This is a genomic window from Paraglaciecola sp. 20A4 (genome assembly GCF_011378905.1).
Lineage (GTDB): Bacteria > Pseudomonadota > Gammaproteobacteria > Enterobacterales > Alteromonadaceae > Paraglaciecola.
In genome coordinates this window covers 118,589-135,596 of sequence record NZ_WTPY01000004.1, presented here as the reverse complement: position 1 = coordinate 135,596, position 17,008 = coordinate 118,589, and the positions used below count along the sequence as shown (strand labels likewise).

Sequence of the window (17,008 nt, the reverse complement as noted above, 5' to 3'; positions counted from 1 at the left end):
TAAATGAGTCACGCGTCTGACACATTAGTGATGGGCAAAATCGGCGCACCTTATGGTGTAAAGGGTTGGGTCAAAATCACATCATATACCGATGAATTAGACGGTATTTTTGGTTATACCCCTTGGCTCGTGGGTCAAGAAGGTAATACTAAAGAAATTGTCGTTGACCAATGGCGAACCCACAATAAGGGATTAGTTGCCAAACTGGTTGGGGTTGAAACTAGAGATGATGCCGAAGGTGTCAAAAATCTCGATATTTCAATTAAAGCACAACAGCTACCTCAATTAGATGGTGATGAATTTTATTGGAGAGAGTTAGTTGGCATGCAAGTCGTGACCGAACAGGGTTACAACTTGGGTGTTGTTAAAGAGTTGTTTGAAACGGGTGCGAATGACGTCATGTTAATCAAAGCCAATTTAAAGGACGCTTTCGGTCAAAAAGAACGCATGGTGCCTTACTTAATCGACCAAGTCGTTAAGCGAGTGGACCGTGAGGCAAAGACCATACAGGTTGATTGGGATCCCAGCTTTTAATGAGTTCGGATACACAACGTTGGTTTGGTGTAATAAGTCTGTTTCCAGAAATGTTTCAGATTTTTACCGAACAGGGCGTAACAGGGCGAGCCGTTAAAACCGGTAAGTTGAAAGTAGATTTCTTTAATCCAAGAGATTTTACTCACGACAAACATCGCACTGTTGACGACCGGCCATACGGTGGTGGCCCAGGAATGCTGATGATGGTTCAGCCGTTATTAGACGCAATTCGTGCAGCCAAACAGGCGGCCGAGAAAAAAACTAAGGTGATTTATCTCTCACCTCAGGGGAAAACATTAACGCAACGTGGTGTGAAACAACTTTCTGAAAATGAAAGTGTGATTCTAGTCGCTGGTCGCTACGAAGGTATCGACGAGAGAGTGATAGAAGCTGAAATAGACGAAGAATGGTCTGTTGGTGACTACATCCTCAGTGGTGGTGAACTACCTGCGATGGTGTTGATGGATGCTGTAGCAAGACTGGTACCAGGCGTATTAGGGCATGCACAATCTGCTGAGCAAGATTCGTTTAGCGACGGTTTGCTAGATTGTCCGCACTATACACGGCCAGAAAATTTGCACGGTCAATCAGTTCCTCCTGTGTTGTTGAGCGGTGATCATCAAAAAATCAAACAGTGGCGGGAAAAACAGTCGTTAGGTAGAACCTGGCAACGACGCCCTGAATTATTAAACGACCTAGCTCTGACTGAGGAGCAGCAACGTTTGTTAGATGAATATCAGCAAGAGTTGTTGCAGCAAAATGGCAGTTATTCTGGGATGAGAGGATATGATGAGTAAAGTCAATCAAGATATCATCAAGCGCATTGAAGAAGCTCAGTTAAAAACTGATGTTCCTGCATTTGGCCCTGGTGATACAGTTGTTGTTCAAGTACGCGTTAAAGAAGGCGAGAAAGAGCGTCTTCAGGCATACGAAGGCGTTGTAATCGCTAAACGTAACCGTGGCCTACACTCTGCTTTTACAGTTCGTAAGATTTCAAACGGCGAAGGTGTTGAGCGTACGTTCCAGACCCACAGCCCTGCAATTGGTTCAATTGCTGTGAAACGTCGTGGCGATGTTCGTCGTGCTAAGCTTTATTACTTGCGTGACCGTTCAGGTCGTTCTGCACGTATCAAAGAAAAGCTTAACTAATATTAATTTTGCGTTACCGTTAACTTATAAAAAAGCCCGCATTTTGCGGGCTTTTTACTGCTATATATCTAATTACTGTAACTGACCACTTCAGTCTCTATCCCGTCACTGAGCATAAAGTAAAAACGCTTTCCGGGCGTATAATCACCGTGATTAAACGTGTTAAACCCCATTGCTAGTACCTTTGTCTCAACTTCACTTAACTCATTTACTAAAATACCAACATGATTAACGTGGGCTATATTCAAATGATCACAGACTTCAGTGTTGAACCTTTTTGGTTTGTATAAAGCTAGATAAGCTGTCTCTGAACCTACATGCACCGTGTATCAGTCATCTTTAGCTGGACCGGACCAACGGATATGCCAATTAAATAGCTGACAGAGTATGTGGGCTATTTTATCTGGATCGCTGACGGTTAAATTTAAATGTTCAAGCATTGCTGCGCGCATAATATTTCCTTTTATGTGACTGGATTATTGTAAGGCAACAGCTTAAGATCTAAAGCTAACTTTAGATCAAGATAAATGTTGAGATAATTGTATGGCCCCAGAACCTTTGGTCGGCATTGGGTTTATCGCCAAGCGAACAGGAAATGCGGTTTCACTTATCCGTTATTATGCGAATCAAAATCTTATTCCTTCTATTCGCACTGACGGAGGGAATAGAGTATTTCCGCGTTCGGTTATCCGGCGTGTGTCGTTTATTTTAATCGCACAAAATATGGGCTATGCATTAGATGATATTCGCCAACTATTGAGTGCTTTACCTGATAACCGGACGCCGAATAAAGCGGATTGGGCACGTTTAAGTAAGGTGTTTAATATACATATCGAGCAGAAGATAACGGAGATAAATCTGCTGAAATCTTCGCTAGCAGGCTGTATAGGATGCGGCTGTCTGTCTTTACAAAGGTGTCGACTGTACAATAAAGAAGATAAAATTGCCTCAAAAGGCAACGGAGCGCGGTATTTACTTGGTGACATTCCTACGCTTTAAATGTAGACCTCAGATATATTTCTATAGTAATGAGTAAACTGAAATGGCTAAACGGTATTGATTCACAATAATGCGCTTAATGATTAAAAAGGAATGTCCTGTTGGCCATAACACCTTCAAAAAATAGTATGCATGTTCGCAATGTGCACAAAGACGGATATCCTATGGCTGAGTTGTGTCAAGATTACCCCGCCTTGAAAGCTTACTTAATTAGCGCGAATAGTGGCAAGCAGAGTATTAATTTTTCACAACCTGATGCGGTTAAAGCCCTCAATGCGGCGTTACTTGTCCATTATTACGGTATAAAAACATGGGATATACCCCAAGGGTATCTATGCCCACCGGTACCGGGTAGAGCGGACTATATTCATGGTATAGCGGATCTCTTAGCCACTCAAAATGGTGGACTTATTCCAATAGGAAATCAAGTTAACGGGCTTGATGTGGGCATTGGGGCAAATGCAATTTACCCGATTATTGGCAGTGCTAGTTATGGGTGGCGTTTTATCGGCAGCGATATTGATGACTTATCCGTAAAATCAGCAAAAAAATTGGCCAGCGTCAATTCAAATTTGGCTCCCTTATTGACGGTACGCAAGCAAGCAGACCAAGAGCAAATTTTTAGCGGTATTATCCAACCTGATGAACACTTCGCCTTTACCATGTGTAATCCACCTTTTCATAAATCTGCCGAAGACGCTGCACTTGGTAGCAAACGTAAAATAAAAGGCTTAGAAAAAAACCGTCACAAACGTAACGTTAAAGCCAGACATAGTGCACCGCTAGCGACAGCACTTAATTTCTCAGGTACGGCTAACGAGCTATGGTGTGAGGGCGGTGAGTTAGCATTTATTCAGCGCATGATTAGTCAAAGCGTCGCCTTTAGGGATCAAGTAGATTGGTTTACGTGTTTGGTTTCTAAAAGTGCCCATCTTAAGGCGATTGAAACCAGTGTTAATTACTATGGTGCGAGAAATTTTTTAAAAATGGATATGGGGCAGGGGCAAAAGCAAAGTCGCTTTGTCGCTTGGACCTTCCAAGAAAAATACCCAAATAACAGTTTGTCTGCTGACTAAGGAACATAAATGCAAATATTAACCGAAAAAGAAAAGATGCTCAGAGGGCAATACTATTTTCCAAGTAACAAAATATTGCAGCAAGACAGAGCGAAAGCAAAAGCAATATGTCAGGTATTTAATATAGCCCCTGAAGCTGAGAGAAAAGCAGCACTTAAAGCATTACAAAGCTTGTTTTCGGCGTCTCCTAATTCATGGATTGAGCCAACTTTTTTTTGCGATTATGGTTATAACATTCGAATGGGGAAAAATTTTTACGCCAACCATAATGTTGTGATCCTTGATGCTGCGCCAGTGATTTTCGGAGACGATGTAATGCTTGCCCCTGGGGTATTAATTTCCACTGCATCCCATCCGCTAGATGCAAAAAGGCGCAATAAGGGGTTAGAAACCGCAAAAGCTATCACCATTGGTAATAGTGTATGGATAGGCATGGGCGCAAAAATACTTGATGGCGTTACAATAGGTGATAACGCTGTTATTGCTGCAGGGGCGTTAGTAAATAAAGATGTACCTGCTAATACTGTGGTCGCTGGGGTACCAGCTGTTGTTATACGGCAAATAGACAATGACTCTAGTGTAACGAATTAATCGAATATTTCATTTTGAGGGCAAATAGATATGAATAGGGTTGGCGCAAAGCAGGGTTTGCCAGCCCAACGATTGTTAGCGATACTTGAGCCTTTATTAATTACCCATCCCAAGGGTATAAGTGAATATGCACTACTTAAATATTTGCAAAATGACGCTGGCGATGACGAGATATCTAGCCATTTATCGCTAACGGATCCGTTTTCTATGTTCCAAAGCCATTTTTTGTTGTTTCACGCTTTGTATCATTTGCGCCAGCAATGGCGCGCATCAGGCCAAGGCGATATCAGTATTCATACCCTTAAAATCCAGGCCATAGCATACACACCCATTTCTAATAAAAGCCCGGTGGTAGCTGTTGACCCGTTAGCTGCATATTACTTAGATTGGCAAAACTTGCTAGGTACTACAACTGAGGATGTAAACCAACTTCTTAAGGATTTTTGGCTGCATTTCGACTGTGACGAAAACGCGCTAGCCAATCAACATTTCAGTAAGACCGATCCGCAGCTTGAACTCAGTTATGCCGTGCTCAAGCTTCCGTTTAATTCCAGTCCTGATGAGGTTAAGCGGCAATATCATAAATTGCTCCATCAATTTCATCCTGATAAAGGTGGCGATACACCTTATGCGCAGACGCTACAAATCGCTTATGCCTATATACGTCGCTGTGGATAGTTCCTCAAACGGCACTTATCAAAATCACTTTTTAATACCTTAAAATATAACCTAATTAAAAAGCCCTGTAATACAGGGCTTCATTATGTTCAAACATGTAAAGTGGGTGCTGAAAAATAAAGCTACTGGCCCTTAGCAGCCTTTAACGCTTCTTCGCTCAATAGGCCGCGACGTTCTAGCAAGGGCCAAACTTGTGGGTCTTTCCCGCGAAAACGATGATACATAATCATCGGGTCTTCAGTACCACCAGTCTCCAGAACATGCTTGCGGTAACCATTAGCTGTATCCTGATCGAAAATACCGTTTTGACTAAATACTTGCCACGTATCTGCGTCATAAATGTTCGACCAAATATAACCGTAGTAACCTGATGCGTATCCACCAGAAAATATATGAGAGAAGTAGCTTGTACGGTATCTAGGGGCGATTTCGGGAATTAACCCAATCTCATCCATAGCGGCCTTCTCAAATGCATCTGCGTCCTGTTTAGTGGCTGTTTCTAGGGTATGCCACTTCATGTCCAGCAGTGCCGCAGCCATATATTCAGTGGTTGAAAAGCCTTGGTTGAATTTACCTGCCGCTTGGATTTTATCAATGAGTGTTTGCGGGATCACTTGACCAGTTTGATAATGCTTAGCAAATTGGCCTAATACCTCAGGTTCCATCATCCAGTTTTCCATAACCTGAGACGGATATTCCACATAGTCTCTGGGTAAAGCGGTGCCAGTTTGAGATTGATAATAGCCATCAGAAAGTAAGCCTTGGATGGCATGACCAAATTCGTGGAATAGAGTCGATGCTTGATCAAAAGTCAGTAAAACAGGGCTGTCGCCAACGGGGCGAGGAAAATTAAGTACATTATAAATAATCGGCTTAACATTCTCACCGAACATTTTTTGTTGCTTACGGAATGAGTTCATCCAAGCCCCGCCACGTTTACTTTCGCGAACGTAGTAGTCGGTCATGTATACGCCTATGCTTGAACCATCTTTATCGAATACTTCAAAAGTACGTACATCAGGATGGTATTTAGGAATGTCCTGGCGTTCTTCGAAGGTTACGCCCCACAATTTATTAGCGGTGTAGAAAACGCCTTCACGGGTAGCATCTAAAGAAAAATAAGGCTTAGTTTGCGCTACATCAAGATCATAGCGTGCTTTACGAATTTTCTCGGCGTAATACCACCAATCATACCCAGCTAATTTAAAACCGTCGCCTTGTGCATCGATCATTTGTTGCATATCGGCGGCCTCTTTTTTCGCCTGTGCAAGCGCAGCCGGCCAAACCTGATCAAGCAAACCGTAAACATTTTGCGGCGTTTTAGCCATGGCTTTTTCAAGTACAAAGTCAGCATAGGTTTTGTAGCCGAGTAAATGGGCTTTTTGATAGCGCAGTGACGCAATTTCAGACGCTAATTTTTTATTGTCATTAGCATTATCGTTGTCGCCCCGTTTAATATATCCCTCATACAAGTCTTTGCGTAGCTGACGATTTTCAGCATACGTTAAAAATGGATTTTTACTTGGGCGGTGAGTCGTGAAAACCCACTTACCATCATGACCACGTTCGGTAGCTGTTACCGCTGCTGCGGCAATAATATCTTGAGGCAAGCCTGCTAATTCCTCTTCGGTATTAACGACTAATTCAAATGCATTGGTTTCTGCTAATAAGTTTTCACCGAATTGAACCGACAACTTAGATAACTGTGCATTAAGGGTACGTAACGTGGCTTTGTCTGCATCATTAAGGTTTGCTCCGCCACGAACAAACGATTGATAGCTATCATCAAGTAAGGTTTTCTGATCGACCCGTAAATCAAGTTTATCTTTTTGCTCATAGACAGCCTTAACCCGAGAAAACAGCGCTGCATTTAGATAAATATCATCGTTAAGCGCTGATAGGCGAGGAGATATCTTCTTAGCAATACTTTGCATTTGTGCATTGGTATCGGTGCCGTTAAGCGCATAAAAAACAGTTGTCACATGATTCAGGGCCTGACCTGACTTTTCGATAGCTTCAATGGTGTTTTCAAAGGTCGGGGCTTTAGTATTATTGGCTATATCTGCTATTTGTTGTTTATTTTGCGCGATGGCGAAATCAAATGCAGGTTGGTAATGCTCAATCTTGATTTTTGCAAATTCTGGTACGCCAAATGGGGCGCTTGATGCAACCAGTAAAGGGTTATTATGCTCAACTGAACTTTCTATTTCCGCAGAATTTTTTTGTTGGGGTATTTGGTTTGTATTCATTTGGCTAGTGGTGTCTGGTTGACACGCACTAAGCATGACAGCCATTGTGATTGGGCTGAGTATTGCTTTGTTCATAAGGATCCCTGATATCAATAGAGTGACGACTATATTGCCGTTCGGTTTTATTCTCGCACTGTATTACAGGCAAGTAATACTAAAGACTATCGCGATCTGCCTTATAACCGCAAATTTGTTGCTCTATACTTGTACGGCGAAATGTAAGCGATAATGTGCAAGTGTAAGAGGTGCTTATTTATCAACACTTAATAGTGCGTAAAGTGAGCAAAATGTCGATTAAATTAATTAAGTCTTGCGAAAAAAATAATCAACTGTTAAAAAGTCAATTAAATTACATAAAAAGTTAATTTGCAGTTGTAATTATATGTTTACATTTAATCGGCCGCTTACTTCATACGTGTTATTTCCAGTGCGACTGCAGCGCAGATCGTGTTTATCCATTACTATTGTGAGTCAAGATTATGTTACGCGACAACATTAACAATATTAACGTCACCTCTGAAACGGTACTGATTACCCCTGAAGCCTTAAAAAATGAGCTTCCTGTTACAGATCATGCATTATCCGTTATTCAATCATCTCGACAAATTATTTCCGATATTATCCATCGCAAAGATCATCGCTTTCTGGTTATCAGTGGACCATGTTCTATTCATGATATAGCTGCGGCAAAAGAATATGCCCTTAAACTTAAAGAGTTGCATGAATCCTGCAAAGATACACTGTATATCGTGATGCGCGTTTACTTTGAAAAGCCACGTACCACAGTGGGCTGGAAAGGCTTGATAAACGATCCACATATTGATGACACATTTGATATTGAGACAGGTTTGCGTAAAGCCCGAGAATTACTGATTTGGTTAGCAGAACTAGAAATCCCTGTTGCTACTGAAGCGCTTGATCCTATTAGCCCACAATATCTCGCTGAATTATTTAGTTGGTCAGCCATTGGCGCTCGTACGTCTGAGTCTCAGACTCACCGTGAAATGGCCAGCGGATTGTCTATGCCTGTAGGCTTTAAAAATGGTACGGACGGTAGTTTAGATATCGCAATAAACGCTTTGCAGTCTGCAGCATCAGGCCACAGTTTTATGGGAATTAACGGCGAAGGGCAGGTTAGTGTGATCAAAACTCAGGGTAACCCCGACGGTCATATTATTTTACGCGGCGGTAAGCAGCCAAACTACGACTCAGTATGTGTGGCAGATTGTGAAGAAGAAATGCGCAGCGCGAAGCTCAGCGCTGGTTTGGTGGTAGATTGCAGTCACGCCAACTCAAGCAAGGATTACCGCCGTCAACCATTAGTAGCTAAAAATGTTGTTAATCAGATACTTGAGGGCAATCAGTCAGTTATTGGTATTATGCTCGAAAGCCACTTGAAATCTGGTAATCAAAGTAATAAAGGTAAATCAGCTAGCGAGCTAGAATATGGTGTGTCGATCACCGATGGCTGTATAGATTGGGAATCTACGGATGAGTTAATTAACCATATGCGTGATAAACTAATTACTGTATTGCCGTTGAGGTTAAACAAACTTAATAGCCCTGATTAAAAGGAACTTGCATGCCAACCGAACTTGATAAATTACGTGACCAAATCGACGCAGTCGATTCTGAATTTGTGGCGTTATTAGCAAAACGTGCTGCGTTGACTGAACAAGTCGGCGTGTATAAAAGTAAGGTTGGCATGCCAATTTACGTGCCGGCACGAGAGGTCGAGTTAATTGAAAAGCGTTGTGCCCAGGCAGACATGCTTGGCGTACCTCCTTCTTTGGTTGAAGATTTGTTAAGACGTATCATGCGAGAGTCTTACCACACGCAAAATAAACGTTACATGTGTTGTGCGCCTCAGATAAATAAAATTGTGGTTATCGGGGGGGCTGGGGCATTAGGCCGGATTTTTGTCGACATGTTCACTCGCAGTGGTTACACAGTCGAAATTCTAGAGCAAAAAGACTGGCCCAAAGCGGATGAAATATTTGCTCAAGCTAACTTGGTCTTGGTTGCTGTGCCTATTCAGTTAACGGAGCAAATCATTGCTAAATTGGATAATCTGCCAGAGGATTGTATTTTGGCAGATATCACCAGTACCAAAGCTGTCCCTTTGAATGCCATGTTAAATGTACATAAAGGGCCTGTGGTCGGTTTACACCCTATGTTTGGGCCTGATGTTTCGAACATGGTCAAACAGGTTGTTGTGGTGTGCCACGGACGTGAGGAAGACAAGTACCAGTGGTTATTAGAACAGATGCGAGCTTGGGGGGCGGCGTTACAAGAAACCGATGCTCAAGAGCATGACGACTCAATGGTCTTTATTCAAGTAATGCGTCACTTCTCTAGTTATGTCTTTGGTGCGCATTTATTGACGGAAAATCCATCGCTGGATCGACTAATTTCCTTGAGTTCACCAATTTATCGACTGGAACTTGCTATGGTGGGGCGTTTATTCGCACAGGATCCTGGCTTGTATACTGATATCATTTTTAACAACAAAGACAGTATCGCGGTGCTCACTAGTTTTCGAGATACCTTTGATAATGCGCTCGACATGCTTAAAAAGGGTGACAAAGCTTCTTTTATTAAGCTCTTTTTCAAAATAGGTGCTTGGTTTGGAGATTATTCAAAACAATCTCTGGTCGATAGTAAAAAATTACTGCTTAAAGCCAATGATGATCGCACCATCAGTGAGTAACAAAATTTAGTTCTTTTATCCGTTTCATTACCGTATTACTAATATCATGATTTCAAAATTACCAAGATGGGTGGAGTACGGTGCATTTGTACTTGCCCTTATCGCTGGCAGTGTAAATGCAGTGGGTTTGCTGGGGTTTACGCACCAAGCTATTTCGCATTTATCAGGCAGTGCAACGCTTGTTGGTGCGTCGTTACTTAACGCACCTATAAGCGATACACTCCACTTAGTTGCTATTTTGCTTAGCTTTGTATTCGGCGCAGCCTTTTCGGGCTTCTTTTTGCGTAGTCGCACTCTTAAATTATCTCGCCATTATGATTTTTTACTGGTGGTTGAAGGTATATTATTACTGGCCTCTATCTGGTTGCTTAACGACAATTTACCAGCAGGGCACTACACTGCATCTGCTGCATGTGGTCTACAAAATGCGTTGGCGACCACGTATAGCGGCGCGATTATTCGCACTACGCATATGACAGGCATATTTACTGATCTCGGTATCATGTTAGGTGCTCGCCTGAGACATGAAGCGTTTGATAACCGCAAAGCAATTTTATTTTTATTGTTGATAAGTGGTTTTATTAGTGGGGGAGTTTTTGGAGCGTATTTGTTTACGCATTTAGGGTTTAATACTTTATTAGCCCCTGCATTTTTGTGTTTCGTGTTAGCGTTATTTTATCGAATTTATCGAAATAAGATGAAAAGAAGGCACTAATCAGTGCCTTCTTGAGTGGTCACTATCCCATTATTCGCTTTATTCCTGTGCTAATGCACTGACTGCCGCAATCTTGGTAGGATTAATTTCATCGTTTGGATAACAGCCCAATACTTTAAAATATCGAGTAGTACTTTTAAGCTCTTCTAATGCAACTTGCATAGGTCCATCTTGAATATTCCCTTCTACATCTATGTAGAACATCTCTTCCCACGGGTTTCCCGTAATCGGTCTGGATTCTAGCTTAGTCATATTGATGTTATTGTTTTTGAGGATCAGTAGGGCTTCTACTAACGCACCGGATTTTTGCACCGTAGACATTAATAACGTCGTTTTAGCAGGTACCTGTAAAGGTACATTTACCGCTTTGCGCGCCACTACGAAGAAGCGACTGTGATTTTCTTTTTGGTTGGCAAGATTAGATTTAATCGCATGTAGCCCATATAAGGCACCACCTGCTTCGCTACCGATAGCTGCAACCGTATCACTTTGTAGCTCGTTAACCGTCATCATGGCGGCAGAGGTACTATCGCAAGTGATAACTTCGACGTTGCCTAGCTCAGCTAAAAAGTGGCTGCATTGTGCAAACACTTGGGGATGAGCATACAAGGTTTTAATACGGTTAATATCAGTAGGATCAGCAACCAACAATGCGTGTTTAATAGGATGCGTTAACTCACCAATAATCGACAAATTAGTATGCTGCAGTTGATCGTAGACTTCATTGATACTGCCAGACGAGGTGTTTTCGATGGGCAATACCGCGTAATCTGCTTCGTTGGTCTCTACCTTTTTAATTATTTCGCCAAAGCTTTGACATCCTAATTCTAAGAGCTCTCCTGGACGACGAGAAAAGTATTTTTGAGTCGCTAGGTAACTGTAAGACCCTTTGTCACCTAGAAAAGCAACCCTATTTAGTGGCAAGCTGCTGCCAGGGTTCGCTCGAGCGGCAAGCATTGCTTGCTGATTGAGCACTGAGTCTTCGATGATAACGTGAAATAATTGCGTTACATAATGAGGGTCAAGACCATGGCCTTGGCCTCGCTTAATCAAGCTGACCAGCAGTTGCTCTTCTCGTTTATGATCTCTTACCGGAATTTGATGGGTAATTTTAGTTTCAGCAACTTGATTGGTACATTGCTGACGCTCTGCTAACAGTTTTAATAACTGCTGATCAATTGAGGTAATTTGTTCTCTTAGTTTATCTAGCTCCACGACCGACATTTTGATTCACTTCCATAAATGGGTTAAAAAGCCTTTTAAGTAAGGCATAAGTTCTTTGTACATAAATGATTTAACACAGGCTTGGCGCGCTGAAACTACTATCTGTTGAATACATCACATCGTCGAATCTATTAACTCGGGGAAGCAATGTCAATATTTACCTTATGCTAAAATAGCCTTTAGAGTAGATATTTCCTATAAACCCGTTAAAAGTTTATGTTTCTATATCAATTTTATTCGTTTAATAAGGAACTAAGCAACATTTTGACTTGCTCAACTTCAAACGGTTTGTCACATAAGGCGTTTACGCCGGCCTGATGTATGTTGGTCATATGCAAACTATCGACTGACTCTGAGGTCACCATAATGATGGGTAGATGAGAGGTTTCACTGTTAAATCGAATGAACTCCGATAATTCCCTACCATCCATTTCAGGCATATTATAATCAGTGACCACTAAATCGAAGGTATTATCTTTAAGTATTGTTAGCGCCATTGCGCCGTTTTCGGCTTCGATAATCTGTTCAATCCCCAGACCTTTTAATACACGATTAATGTGGTTTCTAGCTAATTTACTGTCGTCGACAAGAAGCACTCTAATTTGACGTACGTCAAATAAATTCAGCTCTAGTTCTTCAGTATTAATTAAGTCCAAAGAGGTTTTGAGTGCGCGGGACAAATGTTCAGTATTAAAGGGTTTAGGTAATATAGCTGCCACCCCCGCTTGTTTAAACTCTTCTAGTTTACGTGAGCGACTTTCGCTGGATACAAGCATAAAGGGCAGGGCGCAATGTATCGGTGATTGTTTTATCGATTTTAGAATATCGAGCCCCGTGCCATCTTCGAGATACATTGAACTGACGACCAAATCACTTCCTTGCTGATCAATGGCCTCAATAGCTTCTTTAACGTTGCTCACGGCGAAGACATTTTTTACATTCTCGTTGAGCAGTAAAGTACTGATTATTTTTCGTTGAGTATCCGATGGTTCGACTAAAATAATACTCAAGTCTGCTAACAAAATATTCTGCATAGTTACCTTCTTGTCAGATTGGTCAATGACTCAACCGCCAGCGAGCTTCACGGTGTAGCCACGTTTTTCTAAAGCGAGTTTTATCTTGTCTCTATTATCACCTTGAATTTCTATTACGGCGTCTTTTACAGCCCCACCTGTACCGCACATTTTTTTCAAATCTGTGCACAAGGCTTTAATTTTCGTTGCGTCCATATCCATACCTGACAATGTGGTGACCCCTTTGCCTTTACGTCCTTTTGTTTCGCGACGAATTCGGATTATGCCATCAGTTTTAGGTCGAGCAAGTTGCGCCTTTTGAGCAGGAATTCTTCCACCGTCGGTGCTATAAACAAGATCATTTTGACTCATATTGATTTTCGCTTTGACTTGAATAGATAATATAAAAATCTGATTCTATTAAAAAAAAGACAATCTTTATAGGCAAATTAAACAAACTGCTATTTAATACATCAGCAATGTAGAGCGGTAATATGGAGTAAAGTATGAGTTTGGAAAGAAAATTTTCAGCTGACAAAAAGCAATTAACTGTCGTGGCCGATGATATCTTCGATTTCGGCAAGGTGCAGGATTTCCGTATTGCATTCTCTACTGATATCGATGAGGTTGAAACGGTCATTATCGATTTGCATAAAACCGCTTATATGGATAGCTCTGCCTTAGGCATGTTATTGAATATGCAAAAATTATTATCTGGTCAAGTCACTATATTTAAGATTATCAATACGCGTCCCCAAGTACTCAAAATCTTGCAAATAGCGCGCTTTGATAAAAAATTTTTAATTAGTTAACGCCTCTTTGTGACTTAATTTTAATGCGCATTCTTATTGTCGATGATGACCCTCTTAACCGTTTTTTATTAGTCCATATGTTGGAACAAAAAGGGTATGTTGATTGCTACGAAGCTCAAAGTGGCGGTGACGCTCTGTGCTTAGCGAAACAAATTGATCCCGAGTTAATTTTGCTCGACGTGATGATGGAAGACATGAGTGGCTTCGAGGTGGCACCTTTGCTTAAAGCGCAGGCTGGTGACATTTACCTTCCAATAATTTTTATCACCGCTTTAGATGATGAAGAAAGCTTAAGCCGATGTTTGGATGTGGGGGGGGACGACTTTGTTGCAAAACCATTTAATAAAACGATTCTCGCTGCCAAAATTAGTGCACATGCTCGTACGCGAGAGCTGAGTAAAAAAACATTTCTACAAAATCAACAATTAATCTTTTATCGCAATGCAGTAGAACGCGAACACAAAATAGTTGAACATATTTTTTCAAACGCAGTCACTAATGATCATAAATTATTACCCTATTTAGATTTTAAATTGCTTCCCGCAACAGATTTTAATGGTGATTTACTGCTATTTTGTGCTGCCCCAGATGGTGGTTTATACTATCTTATTGGTGATTTCACTGGTCATGGACTTGCGGCTGCCATTGGCGCGCTGCCAGTTTCACAAGCGTTTCACACGATGGCAAGTAAGGGCCTTTCGGTGCTTGAAATGGCGCATACGCTAAACGATACTCTACTTAAATTGCTGCCAGCGGATATGTTTTTTGCTGCAGCTATCGTGCAGGTCAACAGTGGTGGAACGCAGCTTGAAATATGGAATAGCGGTATGCCAGACTTGCTGCTTCTTGACTCAAAGGGCAAAGTTATTCAGCGTTTGTCATCTCAGCATATGGCGTTAGGGATATTAGATGCGAGCGAGATGGACAGAGATACCCAACGATGCCAAACCGTTATCGGTGATCGTTTACTGGCGTTTTCTGATGGGCTTATCGAAATTATGGATGTTGAGCATAATATGCTCAGCGAAAAACAGATTGAAAAATGGATTGCGCAGCGATCAAATATTACCGTAGATGAGCTTTTTCAGCGGATTGGGGACTTTAGTCAGGGGGTCGCACCTCTAGATGATCTCACTTGTGTGTCGTACACATGCCAATCATTGATAAAACTTGAACACAGCCAATCTATCGCGCCTGTACCTTTCGAACTGCGTTTTGAGATGAGTGTAGAGACCATTAGAAAAGGCGAGCCTGTTCAAAGTGTGATTAATATGGTGTGTAGTCAAATTGGTATGTATGCTTTACACGCAAGGTTATTCACTGTCGTCAGCGAATTATACAACAATGCTTTGGATCATGGCTTACTAAAACTAGATTCAAAATTAAAACATTCCTCAGATGGCTTCGAAGCGTATTTTGCATTAAGGGCGCTACGTTTAATGCAGTTAAAGGATGCTCAAATTACACTTAGTGTCACCTATACACCGAATGAAAGGCTCTTGAAAATTATGGTGTGTGATTCTGGCGAAGGGTTCGATCATCAATCTTATTCAATTCAGACAGAAATTGGGGATCCCTTCGGGCGTGGTGTTCAACTCGTAACAGAGTTATCAGATTCCGTACGTTACCTAGGTAGCGGCAACGTAGTGGAAGTCATATTTAATGTATAAGGTATAAAAATGCTAACAACTATCAGAAAAGCTCAAGTAAGCGACATCAATGCATTGGTGAACTTTAATCAGTTAATGGCTAAAGAAACGGAAGATATGGAACTTGATGGTGACACATTGACCTTGGGGGTCAGTAACCTGATAAATGATGTGAGTAAAGGCTTCTATTTGGTTGCTGAAGTTGACAGTCAAGTGGTAGGCAGCCTTATGGTAACCACCGAGTGGAGCGATTGGCGTAACAGTGAATTTTGGTGGATACAAAGCGTCTATATCGTTCCTAAATTCCGCCGTAAGGGTCTTTACAGTGCGCTGTATAATGAAGTGAAGTCTCTTGGTGATAAAGCACAAAACGTGTGTGGATATCGTTTGTACGTAGAACGTGAAAATCGTGTCGCCCAACGTACCTACGAAGCATTGGATATGCATGAAAGCCACTACCTCATGTATGAAGGTAAATAGCCTAAATCTAATTGATAACAATTCTCAATTAGGGTAAGCTTGGATTATAGGTACACAAAATTTAAACAGGTTATGAGTTTGAAGCGTTTTCTAAAGATGATTGGATTGGTTAGTTGTGTTTCTGTGGCTTCTTTAGCCAGTGCACAAGAAGTGAATGTGTATTCGGCGCGCAAAGAAGCGTTAATAAAACCATTACTCGATACGTTTACTGAAACTACGGGTATTTCGGTAAATCTGGTGACCGGTAATGCTGACGCGTTAATTACACGCTTAAAAAGTGAAGGTAAATACAGTCCTGCTGATATTCTTATTACCACTGATGTAGGCAGGCTTTATCGCGCGAAAGAACAAGGGTTGACCCAAAAAATTGAAACTGAAGGGGCAAACAAACTGATCCCGCGCAATTATATCGATCCTGACGGTCAATGGATAGGTTTCACACTTCGCGCCAGGCCAATGATGGTTGCGCCGCAGCGGGTTGACGAAACACAATTGACTCGCATGGAAGACTTAGCTGACAAGCAATGGCGCGGCAGAGTTTGTGTGCGATCTTCGAGCAATATTTATAATCAGTCTATGGTTGCGGCGATGATTGAGCAACAAGGTGTAGAGAAAACTCAGTCCTGGTTGAACGATTTTGTGAAGAACTTTGCACGCACACCAAAAGGTGGAGACCGAGATCAAATTAAGGCCGTTGTTGCGGGACAGTGTGATGTTGCTATTGCCAATACCTACTACCTAGCAGGTATGGCGAGTAGCGATGACGAAGCAACGCGAGAAACGGCTAGCAAAGTAAAGGTTATTTGGCCAAACCAGCAAGACCGAGGGGCTCATGTGAATATTTCCGGTGCGGTGATAAGCAAATACGCTCCTAATTTAGCCTCAGCCCAAAAGCTCATTAGCTTTATGCTGCAAGAAGATTCACAAGTCTGGTACGCTAAAACAAATCACGAATATCCATTGCGTGAAGGAGTCAAACAAAGTGCTGTATTAAGGTCTTTTGGTGATTTCAAGGCCGAACAAATTGACCTCTCTCGAGTCGGTGAGCTTAATCGTCAAGCCGTACTGATGATGGATAAGGCAGGCTGGAAGTAAGCTATTATTTAAATCTATATAAGATTTCTCTCTT

At 41.7% G+C, this 17,008-nt stretch carries 18 protein-coding genes and 1 pseudogene; 14 read left to right on the top strand and 5 right to left on the bottom strand.

Annotation, left to right across the window (positions count from 1 at the left end; translation table 11 throughout):
* Window positions 1-3 precede the first annotated feature (3 nt).
* Genes rimM through rplS form a run of 3 tightly spaced genes read left to right on the top strand, consistent with a single transcriptional unit; the run spans window position 4 to window position 1,683 of the window.
* Entirely contained in the window at window positions 4-534 is a 531-nt protein-coding gene (gene rimM / locus GQS54_RS06450) for a ribosome maturation factor RimM (RefSeq protein WP_166423195.1), read from the top strand.
* A complete protein-coding gene (gene trmD / locus GQS54_RS06445) occupies window positions 534-1,331 on the top strand; it encodes a tRNA (guanosine(37)-N1)-methyltransferase TrmD (protein WP_166423194.1) in 798 nt (265 codons plus the stop codon). Before rimM ends, trmD begins: the two co-directional genes overlap by 1 nt.
* Window positions 1,324-1,683, top strand: coding sequence for a 50S ribosomal protein L19 (rplS, locus tag GQS54_RS06440; RefSeq protein WP_007103295.1), 360 nt, complete (start codon window positions 1,324-1,326; stop codon window positions 1,681-1,683). Before trmD ends, rplS begins: the two co-directional genes overlap by 8 nt.
* 68 nt (window positions 1,684-1,751) lie before the next feature.
* Here rplS and GQS54_RS06435 read toward each other — a convergent pair.
* Window positions 1,752-2,135: pseudogene (locus tag GQS54_RS06435) on the bottom strand (VOC family protein).
* Between the two features lie 91 nt (window positions 2,136-2,226).
* On the opposite strand from GQS54_RS06435, the gene soxR reads away from it, so the two are divergent.
* The 4 genes from soxR (at window position 2,227) to GQS54_RS06415 (ending at window position 5,027) form a co-directional block, all read left to right on the top strand.
* Window positions 2,227-2,682, top strand: coding sequence for a redox-sensitive transcriptional activator SoxR (gene soxR / locus GQS54_RS06430; protein WP_166423193.1), 456 nt, complete (start codon window positions 2,227-2,229; stop codon window positions 2,680-2,682).
* Between the two features lie 128 nt (window positions 2,683-2,810).
* Complete coding sequence (rlmF, locus tag GQS54_RS06425) at window positions 2,811-3,758, top strand: 23S rRNA (adenine(1618)-N(6))-methyltransferase RlmF (protein WP_166423325.1); 948 nt, start codon at window positions 2,811-2,813, stop codon at window positions 3,756-3,758.
* Window positions 3,759-3,767: 9 nt separating this feature from the next.
* Window positions 3,768-4,349, top strand: a complete 582-nt coding sequence (locus tag GQS54_RS06420; RefSeq protein ID WP_166423192.1) for a sugar O-acetyltransferase — start codon at window positions 3,768-3,770, stop codon at window positions 4,347-4,349.
* 30 nt (window positions 4,350-4,379) lie between these two features.
* Window positions 4,380-5,027, top strand: a complete 648-nt coding sequence (locus GQS54_RS06415; RefSeq protein ID WP_240919847.1) for a DNA-J related domain-containing protein — start codon at window positions 4,380-4,382, stop codon at window positions 5,025-5,027.
* A gap of 122 nt (window positions 5,028-5,149) precedes the next feature.
* Here the strand turns inward: GQS54_RS06415 and GQS54_RS06410 are convergent, their stop codons facing one another.
* A complete protein-coding gene (locus GQS54_RS06410; RefSeq protein ID WP_166423191.1) occupies window positions 5,150-7,351 on the bottom strand; it encodes a M3 family metallopeptidase in 2,202 nt (733 codons plus the stop codon).
* A 404-nt stretch (window positions 7,352-7,755) separates the two neighbouring features.
* On the opposite strand from GQS54_RS06410, the gene GQS54_RS06405 reads away from it, so the two are divergent.
* Genes GQS54_RS06405 through GQS54_RS06395 form a run of 3 tightly spaced genes read left to right on the top strand, consistent with a single transcriptional unit; the run spans window position 7,756 to window position 10,701 of the window.
* Window positions 7,756-8,847: a 3-deoxy-7-phosphoheptulonate synthase gene (locus tag GQS54_RS06405; RefSeq protein ID WP_166423190.1), complete on the top strand. Its 1,092-nt coding sequence runs from the start codon at window positions 7,756-7,758 to the stop codon at window positions 8,845-8,847.
* A gap of 11 nt (window positions 8,848-8,858) precedes the next feature.
* Window positions 8,859-9,986: a bifunctional chorismate mutase/prephenate dehydrogenase gene (tyrA, locus tag GQS54_RS06400; RefSeq protein WP_166423189.1), complete on the top strand. Its 1,128-nt coding sequence runs from the start codon at window positions 8,859-8,861 to the stop codon at window positions 9,984-9,986.
* Between the two features lie 46 nt (window positions 9,987-10,032).
* Window positions 10,033-10,701 (top strand): YoaK family protein, encoded by a 669-nt coding sequence (locus GQS54_RS06395; protein WP_166423188.1) that lies wholly within the window; start codon window positions 10,033-10,035, stop codon window positions 10,699-10,701.
* Window positions 10,702-10,740: 39 nt separating this feature from the next.
* Here GQS54_RS06395 and pheA read toward each other — a convergent pair whose 3' ends face one another.
* From pheA to yciH, 3 genes are all read right to left on the bottom strand, one after another.
* On the bottom strand, window positions 10,741-11,925 hold the full coding sequence (gene pheA / locus GQS54_RS06390) for a prephenate dehydratase (RefSeq protein ID WP_166423187.1): 1,185 nt from the start codon (window positions 11,923-11,925) through the stop codon (window positions 10,741-10,743).
* 233 nt (window positions 11,926-12,158) lie between these two features.
* Window positions 12,159-12,959, bottom strand: coding sequence for a response regulator (locus tag GQS54_RS06385; RefSeq protein WP_166423186.1), 801 nt, complete (start codon window positions 12,957-12,959; stop codon window positions 12,159-12,161).
* 30 nt (window positions 12,960-12,989) lie between these two features.
* Window positions 12,990-13,310, bottom strand: coding sequence for a stress response translation initiation inhibitor YciH (yciH, locus tag GQS54_RS06380; RefSeq protein WP_166423185.1), 321 nt, complete (start codon window positions 13,308-13,310; stop codon window positions 12,990-12,992).
* 134 nt (window positions 13,311-13,444) lie between these two features.
* On the opposite strand from yciH, the gene GQS54_RS06375 reads away from it, so the two are divergent.
* The 4 genes from GQS54_RS06375 (at window position 13,445) to GQS54_RS06360 (ending at window position 16,974) form a co-directional block, all read left to right on the top strand.
* Window positions 13,445-13,750 (top strand): STAS domain-containing protein, encoded by a 306-nt coding sequence (locus GQS54_RS06375; RefSeq protein ID WP_166423184.1) that lies wholly within the window; start codon window positions 13,445-13,447, stop codon window positions 13,748-13,750.
* Between the two features lie 23 nt (window positions 13,751-13,773).
* Entirely contained in the window at window positions 13,774-15,420 is a 1,647-nt protein-coding gene (locus GQS54_RS06370) for a fused response regulator/phosphatase (protein WP_166423183.1), read from the top strand.
* Between the two features lie 9 nt (window positions 15,421-15,429).
* Complete coding sequence (locus GQS54_RS06365; RefSeq protein ID WP_166423182.1) at window positions 15,430-15,879, top strand: GNAT family N-acetyltransferase; 450 nt, start codon at window positions 15,430-15,432, stop codon at window positions 15,877-15,879.
* A gap of 78 nt (window positions 15,880-15,957) precedes the next feature.
* A complete protein-coding gene (locus GQS54_RS06360) occupies window positions 15,958-16,974 on the top strand; it encodes a Fe(3+) ABC transporter substrate-binding protein (RefSeq protein WP_166423181.1) in 1,017 nt (338 codons plus the stop codon).
* Window positions 16,975-17,008 lie beyond the last annotated feature (34 nt).

Coding starts and splice junctions, on each gene's coding strand:
- rimM (WP_166423195.1), top strand. CDS start 4: ATGAGTCACGCGTCTGACACATTAGTGATGGGCAAAATCGGCGCACCT.
- trmD (WP_166423194.1), top strand. CDS start 534: ATGAGTTCGGATACACAACGTTGGTTTGGTGTAATAAGTCTGTTTCCA.
- rplS (WP_007103295.1), top strand. CDS start 1,324: ATGAGTAAAGTCAATCAAGATATCATCAAGCGCATTGAAGAAGCTCAG.
- soxR (WP_166423193.1), top strand. CDS start 2,227: ATGGCCCCAGAACCTTTGGTCGGCATTGGGTTTATCGCCAAGCGAACA.
- rlmF (WP_166423325.1), top strand. CDS start 2,811: ATGCATGTTCGCAATGTGCACAAAGACGGATATCCTATGGCTGAGTTG.
- GQS54_RS06420 (WP_166423192.1), top strand. CDS start 3,768: ATGCAAATATTAACCGAAAAAGAAAAGATGCTCAGAGGGCAATACTAT.
- GQS54_RS06415 (WP_240919847.1), top strand. CDS start 4,380: ATGAATAGGGTTGGCGCAAAGCAGGGTTTGCCAGCCCAACGATTGTTA.
- GQS54_RS06410 (WP_166423191.1), bottom strand. CDS start 7,351: ATGAACAAAGCAATACTCAGCCCAATCACAATGGCTGTCATGCTTAGT.
- GQS54_RS06405 (WP_166423190.1), top strand. CDS start 7,756: ATGTTACGCGACAACATTAACAATATTAACGTCACCTCTGAAACGGTA.
- tyrA (WP_166423189.1), top strand. CDS start 8,859: ATGCCAACCGAACTTGATAAATTACGTGACCAAATCGACGCAGTCGAT.
- GQS54_RS06395 (WP_166423188.1), top strand. CDS start 10,033: ATGATTTCAAAATTACCAAGATGGGTGGAGTACGGTGCATTTGTACTT.
- pheA (WP_166423187.1), bottom strand. CDS start 11,925: ATGTCGGTCGTGGAGCTAGATAAACTAAGAGAACAAATTACCTCAATT.
- GQS54_RS06385 (WP_166423186.1), bottom strand. CDS start 12,959: ATGCAGAATATTTTGTTAGCAGACTTGAGTATTATTTTAGTCGAACCA.
- yciH (WP_166423185.1), bottom strand. CDS start 13,310: ATGAGTCAAAATGATCTTGTTTATAGCACCGACGGTGGAAGAATTCCT.
- GQS54_RS06375 (WP_166423184.1), top strand. CDS start 13,445: ATGAGTTTGGAAAGAAAATTTTCAGCTGACAAAAAGCAATTAACTGTC.
- GQS54_RS06370 (WP_166423183.1), top strand. CDS start 13,774: ATGCGCATTCTTATTGTCGATGATGACCCTCTTAACCGTTTTTTATTA.
- GQS54_RS06365 (WP_166423182.1), top strand. CDS start 15,430: ATGCTAACAACTATCAGAAAAGCTCAAGTAAGCGACATCAATGCATTG.